Source organism: Amycolatopsis rhizosphaerae, assembly GCF_007713715.1.
Lineage (GTDB): Bacteria > Actinomycetota > Actinomycetes > Mycobacteriales > Pseudonocardiaceae > Amycolatopsis_E > Amycolatopsis_E rhizosphaerae.
On sequence record NZ_VJWX01000303.1, the window covers coordinates 1 to 8,690 of the forward strand.

Here is an 8,690-nt window from a genome sequence, read left to right on the forward strand (position 1 = left end):
GGTCCACGGTCTCGCCGGGAACGCCCGCGTCGGCGAGCGATTCGGCCAGCAGCTGCGCCACCCGGTCGAACGCCTTCTGGTCGATGCCGCGGCCGCGGTGCGCTTCCTGCATGCTCAGACCGTCGTAGAGGTCGGGGCCGCCGAGCGCGGCGGCGAAGAACTCGACCTGTCTTCCCTTGAGCCTGCTCATGTTCGAACCCGTGAAGTACGGGGCCAGTTCTTCGTCGGCCAGCACGCGGACATAGAAGTCGTCGACGACCGAGATCAGCGCTTCCTGTCCGCCGATCTGCTCATAGATGCTGGTCATAATCACCTTTCTGCGGGGGTGGGGAGAGGTGTTCGGGCAGGCGGGCGAGCTTGTCGACCTCCTGCGCGAACGCGTCCGAGGCGGCGTGGAGCTGGACCTGCACGGCGTGGCAGAAGGCACGCAGCCACGCCATCCGGCGTTCCATCTCCTCGACGCCCGCGGCGTGGTTGGCGCCGGAATCGGCGCGGTACTGCCGGACGGCTTCGGTCGCCGCGGCTTCGGCGCGCTGCTGGGCTTCTTCGAGCAGGGCGTCCGCCTGGCGCCGGGCGTCCCCGGTGAGCTGACGGCAGTGGGCTTCGGCCTGCGCGATGTAGGCCTCCGCCTGGAGTTGCGCTTCGGACAGCATCTGCACGGCCATCATGTCGGCCTGGGGCTTCTGGGGTGCGGAGTCGATGTTCTCGCCGCGGCTGCGGTACCAGTCGCGGAGGCGGTCGATCTCGGCGCGCAGGCGGGCGTTCTCCGCTTCCCCGGCCGCGATCTCCTCCGCGATCCGGCGCTGGAACAGCTCGACCTCGTTCGGGTCGACACCGCGCCGGCCGAGCGGTGACTTGCTGAAGGTGATGCTGCGGACCTGTTCCGGCGTGAGGCCCCGCCGGAATCCGGGTTGCCGCTGATCGTTGGCCTGCAGTGTCATGCTGGAAAGTCCTTATCCCCTCTTCAGAACGCTCTGCACGTTCTCCGTCGGGCCCTGGTATCCGGAGAACTCCTCACAATGGATGCGTTCGGCGTCGATGCCGGCCGCCAGCACCATGTCGCGGGTGTCCGCCACCATCTCGGGGGAGCCGCAGACGTAGATCTCGTGCCCGTGCCACGGCCCGTGGCCCAGCGCGACCTGACCGGCGAGACCGCGGGGCCCGGTGAAGCGGGGATCGTGCGACACGGCCGGGATCACGCGGACCCGCGGGACCGCCTGCGCGAAGGCCTGCAGGGAGGGCATGTCGTACAACTCGTGCGCACGGCGGGCACCGACGAACAGGTGCGCCGTGCGGTGGAACCCTTCCTCGGCCACCTGGCCGAGCAGCGCCTTCAGCGGCGCGAGGCCGGTGCCGCCCGCGATGAGCACGATGTCCTGCTTGTGGTCCAGGGTCAGGCGGGCGCCCACCGGGGCGCCGAGCCGGAGCACGTCGCCGGGCTGGATCGCCTGGACCAGTGCCGCGCTGACCGCACCGCCGTCGACCATCCGGACGTGGAACTCGATGACGCCGTCGTTGCGCGGGACGTTGGCGGGGGAGTAGTACCGCCAGATCCTCGGCCGCAGATGGGTTTCCACCGACACGCTCTGGCCGGGCGCGTAGTGCAGCGGGTGATCGGTCCGCACGGTGAGCACGGCGATCTCGGCCGTGCGCCGCTCGTGCCGGATGACCTCGGCGTTCCACCATGGCGGAGTGCTCTGCGTGCTGTCCCGCGCCGCGGTGGTCATCACCTCGGCGACCAGGGTGTAGGCGGCGGTCCAGTCGGCCGCGAGTTCGGGCGTCCATTCCTCGCCGAGGAAATGCGCCAGGGTGGTCAGCAGGGCCTGGCCCACCGCCGGGTAATGCTCCGCGGTGACGGCGAATTTCCGGTGGTCGCGGCCCAGCTGCCGGAGAAAGGGCATCGCCTGGTCCAAATCGTCCACATGCGCGACGATCCGGCCGAGTGCGCCGACCAGTTTGTCCCGCTGGGCGGACATCCCGGCCGGAAACATTTCACGAACCGCGGGGTAGGTCAGAAACAAAGTCGAATAGAAGAAGAGTGGGACCTGGCCACCGAACCGGGTCACGCTTTCCCAGCTCTCCTTCAGTCTTGCCGTGTCCACCGCTCAGCGCACTCCCCGCGGTGAGCGGGATCCCGGACCGCGCGGTATCCCCATGATGACGCTTCCTCTCTGGCCGGGCGGAAAATGACGGGCCGAACAATAGCCCAGTGGCAATCGAACGAAGCCGATAGACCATTCGGCCTAGTGAAGTGCCCCGCTTGCGGCAGCTTAATTCGTTCGTGATGTGTGTTCAAGGGGGCGCGCGGGCGCACTCGGCGGCGCTTTCCCGGGCCGGCCGCACGTCATCGCTCACTGTCCGTGCAAGGTGAAATGTCGGAGAGTAGTTCACCTGAAAAGAATAAAACGAACACGAAATCGTCCGCGGCCCCTGCTATCGATGGGGCTCGCCCCGGCACTGGGGCCAACGCGCGACCGACCGGAGGGCGCCGGGTCAGCGGCCCGCGGCGTAGCCCTGCATCCCGCGGGGGTTGGCGGCGGCGGAGAGGATGCCCGTTTCCGGGTCCCGGGCCACGGCGCACAACCGCCCTTCCGACCACGGGCCGCCCACGGTGACCCGGTGCCCCCGGCGCCGGAGCCCGGCGATCACGTCCTCCCCGATCCGCGATTCCACCGTGACCGCGCCGGGGTCCATGGCGCGCGGGTAGAACGACCCCGGGAAGCTGTCCGTGTGCCAGTTCGGGGCGTCGATGGCGCCCTGCAGGTCCAGTCCGCCGCGGACCGGTTCGCGCAGGGCGACGGCGAGGAAGAAATGGGCGTTCCACTGGTCCTGCTGGTCTCCGCCGGGCGTGCCGAAGGCCAGCACCGGCTGTCCGTCCCGCAGCGCCAGCGACGGGGTGAGCGTGGTGCGGGGCCGCTTGCCGGGGGCGAGCGAGTTGGGCAGTCCCTCGTCGAGCCAGCACATCTGCAGGCGGGTGCCGAGCGGGAAGCCGAGTCCGGGCACCACCGGGTTCGACTGGAGCCAGCCGCCGCTGGGGGTGGCGGCGATCAGGTTGCCCCACCGGTCCACCACGTCGAGGTGGCAGGTGTCCCCGCGGGTCGACCCGTCTCGCGCGACCGTGGGCTCTCCGGCACCGGCGCCCACGGGAGAGGTCGGCGAGACGCCTGAAACGACGAGTTCGGCCTGCTTGCTCAGCCTCGGAGTCCGCCCTCCGGGGCGGCCCGGGCGCAGTTCACGGGAGGCTCGCTCGCCGATGAGGGCCCGCCGCTCCGCGTTGTAACCGGGCGACAGCAGTGCTTCCAGCGGGACGTCGGTGCTGTCGCCGTACCAGGCCTCCCGGTCGGCCATCGCGAGTTTCGTGCCCTCGATGAGGGTGTGGTGGTAGTCCGGGGTGGCGTAGTCGGCGGGGCCGAGGTCTTCCGGCAGCAGGGCGAGTTGCTGCAGGAACACCGGCCCCTGGCTCCACAGCCCGGGTTTGGCGATGGTCCAGCCCCGCCAGGTGAAGGTGGCGGGTTCCTCGTAGCTCGCGGAAAACGAGGCGAGGTCGCCGGCGGTGAGGGTGCCCGCGTGCCGCTCACCCGTCGTATCCACTGTGGACCGTGCGGCGGCCTTGGCGAGCGCTTCCGCGATGAATCCCTCGCGCCAGACACGACGGGCCGCCTCGATCTGCGCCTCCCGGTCCGGGCCCGCGCTCTCGGCTTCGGCGATCAGCCGCCGCCAGGTCGCGGCGAGCACCGGGTTCTTCAGCAACGCTCCCGGTGCCGGGGACCGGCCGTGCGGCAGGTAGATCTCCGCCGAACTGGTCCATTCGGTCTCGAACAGTTCGCGCACCGCCTCCACGGTCGTGCCGATCCGTTCCACGGCGGGGTGGCCGTGCTCGGCGTACTCGATCGCGTAGCGCAGGACGTCGGCCGGCCGCCGGGTTCCGTGGTCCCGGAGCAGGAGCATCCAGGCGTCGAACGCGCCGGGGACCGCCGCGGCGAGCGGCCCGGTGCCGGGCACCAGGTCCAGTCCGAGCGAGGCGTAGTGCGCCACGGTGGCGCCTGCCGGGGCCGGTCCCTGTCCGCACAGGACCGTCGGGGTGCCGCCCGCCGGGGCGAGGATGATCGGCACCTCCCCGGCGGGGCCGTTGAGGTGGGGTTCGACCACGTGCAGCACGAACGCGGCGGCGACCGCCGCGTCGAAGGCGTTGCCGCCGTCTTCGAGGACGGACATCGCCGTGGCGGAGGCGAGCCAGTGGGTGGACGACACCATGCCGAAGGTGCCCTGCAGCGTGGGACGGGTGGTGAACACGCTGTGAGTATCGCCGGGGAGGGCGGCCCGAGTCCAAGGTGAGTCCGTGCGTGCGAGGCCACCGCGCCGGGGTGGTCGTTGTTACCGGAACGTGAACTCCGCCGTGCTCTTGATCGATCAAGTCCTCTTCCGTGTACCCCCGTCGGGGACGTATGTTGTCGGCCACAACATTCGAATGTTGTGGCCGACAACATTTCCTCCAGACCTGCTCACAAGGGGACGCAATGAAGCGGAGTAAGACCCTTGCCCTGCTCGCGGCGGGCGCCGGCGTCACGCTGGCCTTGACCGCGTGCGGGGCGAACAGCTCGAACGGCTCCGGCAGCACGAACGCCGGAGGCAGCGGCTCCGGGCCGAAGGTCGGCGTGATCCTGCCGGAGACCGCGACCTCCGCCCGCTGGGCGGGTTTCGACCAGCCGATGCTGCAGGCCGCGCTGACCAAGGCGGGCCTCAACCCGATCATCGAGAACGCACAGGGCGACAACCAGAAGTTCTCGCAGTACGCGGACAACATGCTCAGCCAGGGCGTGAAGGCCCTCATCATCGCCGCCCCCGACGGCGACGTGGGCGCCACCGTGGAGCGCAAGGCCAAGCAGCAGGGCGTGCCCGTCATCGACTACGACCGGCTCAACCTCGGCGGCAGCGCCGACTACTACGTCAGCTTCGACAACACCCGGGTCGGCGAACTCCAGGGCACCGCGCTCAAGGACGCACTGGCGAGCAAGCCCGGCGCCCAGGTGATCGAGATCGAAGGCTCGCCGACCGACAACAACGCCACCCTGTTCCACAACGGGCAGGAGAACATCGTCGGACCGCTCTACACCTCCGGCGCGCTGAAGAAGGTCGCCAGCCAGGCCATCGACGGCTGGGACAACCAGAAGGGCGGCAACACCTTCGAACAGCTGCTGTCGGCCAACGGCGGCAAGGTGGACGGCGTGCTCGCGGCCAACGACGGCCTCGCCGGTGCCATCATCACCGTGCTGCAGAAGAACGGCCTGGCGGGCAAGGTCCCGGTGACCGGGCAGGACGCCAGCGCCGCGGGCCTCAAGGCCATCCTGCAGGGCGCCCAGTACTCGACGGTGTTCAAGCCGATCCAGCAGGAGGCCGACGCCGCCGCGCAGCTGGCCGCCGCGCTGATCAAGAACGACACCGCGACCGCCGACGGCATCGCCAAGGCGACCGCGAACGACCCCAAGGGCAACCGTACGGTGAAGTCCGTGCTGCTCACGCCGCAGTCGGTCACCAAGCAGAACGTCAAGATCGTGGTCGACCAGGGCTACGTCAAGGCCAGTGAAATCTGCACCGGCGACGCCGCCGCGGTCTGCGCCCAGCTCGGCATTTCGTAAGACCCCCGCACCGCACGGGATGCCGCCCCGGTCCAGCGCCGGACGGCATCCCGCGCAGTGCCCCCGACGATGTGGAGGTTCCCGCGGTGAACGAGCCGATCCTCGCGCTGCGCGGTGTGAACAAGAGTTTCGGACCCGTCCACGTACTGCACGACGTGGACCTGTCGGTGCGGTCGGGTGAGGTGACCGCGCTCGTCGGCGACAACGGCGCCGGGAAGTCGACGCTGGTCAAGTGCATCGCCGGCATCCACGGGGTGGACAGCGGCGAGGTGCTCTTCGAGGGCAACCCGGTGCACATCCACAACCCCCGCGAGGCGGCGGCCCTGGGCATCGAGGTCGTCTACCAGGACCTCGCGCTCGCCGACAACCTGGACATCGTGCAGAACATGTTCCTGGGCCGGGAGCGCACCAGGGCGGGCCTGCTCGACGAGGCGTCCATGGAACTGGCCGCCCGCAAGACACTGGCCTCGCTGTCGGTGCGCACCGTCAAGTCCGTGCGCACCCCCGTTTCGGCGCTGTCCGGCGGGCAGCGGCAGACCGTCGCGATCGCGAAGGCCGTGCTGTGGAACAGCAAGGTGGTGCTGCTCGACGAGCCCACCGCCGCACTGGGCGTGGCACAGACCCGCCAGGTGCTCGATCTGGTGCGCCGCCTGGCCGAGCAGGGCCTGGGCGTGGTGCTGATCAGCCACAACATGAACGACGTGTTCGAGGTGGCCGACCGCATCGCGGTCCTCTACCTCGGCAGGCTGGCCGCGGATGTCGCGACCAAGGACGTCACCAACAACCAGGTGGTCGAGCTGATCACCGCCGGCCGGTCGGGCGATCTCGGCCTGGCCCGGCCCGAAGTCGCGGCCGTGTAGGCGAGGAAGAGACATGACTGAAACACCGACCAGGGCCGGAAAGCCCGGCGAGCCCTCGGCGGCCGAAGGCGCGATCGCGGACTTCGGCATCGACACCACTTCTCGCAGCACAGCCGAGGCGATCGGCGACTACTTCCGCCGTCTGCGCGGCGGTGAACTCGGCGCGGTGCCCGCGCTGCTCGGCCTGCTGGTGCTCGTGCTGGTCTTCACCGGCCTGTCCGATACCTTCCTGACGCTGAACAACATCGCCAACCTGTTCGCACAGGGCGGCGGCCAGACCATCATCGCGATGGGCATCGTCCCGGTCCTGCTGCTCGGCGAGATCGACCTGTCGGCGGGGACCGCCTCCGGTGTGGCGGCCTCGGTGCTGGCGCTGCACTTCACCCAGCACGGCAACCTGCTGGGCGCCATGGGCGACACGATGTTCTTCGGCTTCGTGATCGCGGCGGCGGTCTCGGCGCTGCTGTGCGGGCTGATGCGGATCTGGATCGGCATGGCGCTGTCCCTGGTCGCGATGCTGATCTTCCTGCTGGGCGTGGCGCCCAACGCCTGGGTCGAAATGCTGCTGGCGGTCTGCGTCGGCGCCGTGATCGGCGGGATCACCGGCGCGCTGGTGTCCAAGATCGGCATCCCGTCGTTCGTGGTGACGCTGGCGCTGTTCATCGCCTGGTACGGCGTGGTGCTGGCGCTGGTCGGGGAGGGCGGCACCATCCCCATCCGCGACAGCCAGGTGCTCTTCGACGTGGCCAACGGCAACCTGGACGTGGTGGGCAGCTGGATCCTGTTCGTGGTGGCAGGCGGCGGTTACGCGGTCGTGGTGCTGTTCCGCCATTTCTCGCGGCTGCGCAACGGCCTTGTCGCCCAGCCCACCACGCTGATCTCGATCAAGGCGGGCGCCGTGGTGGTGCTCGGCGCGGTGGCCACCTACCTGCTCACGCTCAACCGGTCGCCCAATCCGGACCGCACCACCATCCAGGGCGTGCCCTACGTGGTGCCGATCATCCTGGTGCTGCTGGTGGTGGGCACCTTCGTGCTCGACCGCACGCGGTACGGGCGGCACGTGTACGCGGTCGGCGGCAACCGGGAAGCGGCGCGGCGCGCGGGCGTCAAGGTGGACAAGATCCGGATGAGCGTGTTCGTCATCTGCTCGGCGGTGGCCGCCATCGGCGCGATCGTCTACAGCTCCAAGGTCGGTTCGGTGGACGGCAACGCGGGCAACGGCAACACCCTGCTGTTCGCGGTGGGCGCGGCGGTGATCGGCGGTACCTCGCTGTTCGGCGGGCGCGGCCGGATGCGGGACGCGGTCATCGGCGGCCTGGTGCTCACGACCGTCCAGAATGGTCTGGGCCTGCTCGGGTACAAGGCGGCTACAGTGAACATCATCACCGGGCTCGTTCTGCTGGTGGCGGCTACTGTGGACGCACTGTCCCGCAAGCGCGCCGCCGTAACGCGCTGACGTCGGCCCGTGGCCCGGTGAGCAGAGCAGGAGCAGGGAAACCGAGGTGACGAGCACACCGACCGCCGGGGCTCGCCCGGACGACGTTCGTCGCCACAACCGCGCCGCCCTGCTGCGCCGGTTGCACGTCGACGGGCCCTCCACCCGGGCCAGCCTGGCCACCACGCTCGGGTTGAACCGCAGCACGATCAAGGCACTGGTGGACGGCCTTGCCGAGGACGGCGTGGTCGAAGAACGGGTGCCCGTCCAGCGCAGCGGGGCGGGCCGCCCGTCGCTGCTGGTGCTGCCGCAGCCGCAGGCGGCAGTGGTGCTGGCCATCGACATCCGGGTGGACCGGGCGGCGATGGCGCTGGTCGGCATCGGCGGCCAGATCCTCGGCCGGGACAGCTGGCGCCTGCGGGCGGGCAACCGGGAACCGGTCGAGGTGTTCACCCGGATCGTGGACTACTTCGCCCCGCTGGTCGCCGAGCAGCACGTCGCTCCGGTCGCGATCGGGCTGTCGGTGCCCGGCGTGGTGCGCCACACCGACGGGTTCGTGCACGAGGCGCCGAACCTGCACTGGACCGACGTCCCGTTCGGCGGCTGGCTGTCCCACTCGCTGAAACTGCCTGTTCATGTGGGCAACGACGCGGAGCTCGGCGCGCTCGCCGAGCATCTGCGCGGCGCCGCCCGCAACGCCGAGGACGTGGTCTACATCAGTGCGGACGTGGGCGTCGGCGGCGGGGTGATCTCCAACGG

General features: G+C 70.0%; 8 protein-coding genes. 4 read left to right on the forward strand and 4 right to left on the reverse strand.

What is annotated here, in order from left to right:
• From FNH05_RS25085 to FNH05_RS25100, 4 genes are all read right to left on the reverse strand, one after another.
• Positions 1-307 (reverse strand): group I truncated hemoglobin (locus FNH05_RS25085; RefSeq protein ID WP_144591171.1); only part of this gene is annotated, 307 nt, incomplete at its 3' end.
• The gene (locus FNH05_RS25090; RefSeq protein WP_144591172.1) at positions 291-941 is read right to left on the reverse strand and encodes a DivIVA domain-containing protein; all 651 of its coding nucleotides are present in this window, start codon (positions 939-941) and stop codon (positions 291-293) included. The genes FNH05_RS25085 and FNH05_RS25090, both read right to left, overlap by 17 nt.
• Before the next feature lie 12 nt (positions 942-953).
• Positions 954-2,102: a globin domain-containing protein gene (locus tag FNH05_RS25095; RefSeq protein ID WP_144591173.1), complete on the reverse strand. Its 1,149-nt coding sequence runs from the start codon at positions 2,100-2,102 to the stop codon at positions 954-956.
• Positions 2,103-2,493: 391 nt separating this feature from the next.
• Positions 2,494-4,293, reverse strand: coding sequence for a gamma-glutamyltransferase family protein (locus tag FNH05_RS25100; protein WP_144591174.1), 1,800 nt, complete (start codon positions 4,291-4,293; stop codon positions 2,494-2,496).
• 224 nt (positions 4,294-4,517) lie between these two features.
• On the opposite strand from FNH05_RS25100, the gene FNH05_RS25105 reads away from it, so the two are divergent.
• The 4 genes from FNH05_RS25105 to FNH05_RS25120 all read left to right on the forward strand — a co-directional run.
• On the forward strand, positions 4,518-5,636 hold the full coding sequence (locus FNH05_RS25105) for a sugar ABC transporter substrate-binding protein (RefSeq protein ID WP_144591175.1): 1,119 nt from the start codon (positions 4,518-4,520) through the stop codon (positions 5,634-5,636).
• Positions 5,637-5,722: 86 nt separating this feature from the next.
• A complete protein-coding gene (locus tag FNH05_RS25110) occupies positions 5,723-6,496 on the forward strand; it encodes an ATP-binding cassette domain-containing protein (protein WP_144591176.1) in 774 nt (257 codons plus the stop codon).
• 13 nt (positions 6,497-6,509) lie between these two features.
• A complete protein-coding gene (locus tag FNH05_RS25115; protein WP_144591177.1) occupies positions 6,510-7,952 on the forward strand; it encodes a sugar ABC transporter permease in 1,443 nt (480 codons plus the stop codon).
• Positions 7,953-7,998: 46 nt separating this feature from the next.
• Positions 7,999-8,690 (forward strand): ROK family transcriptional regulator (locus tag FNH05_RS25120; RefSeq protein WP_144591178.1); only part of this gene is annotated, 692 nt, incomplete at its 3' end.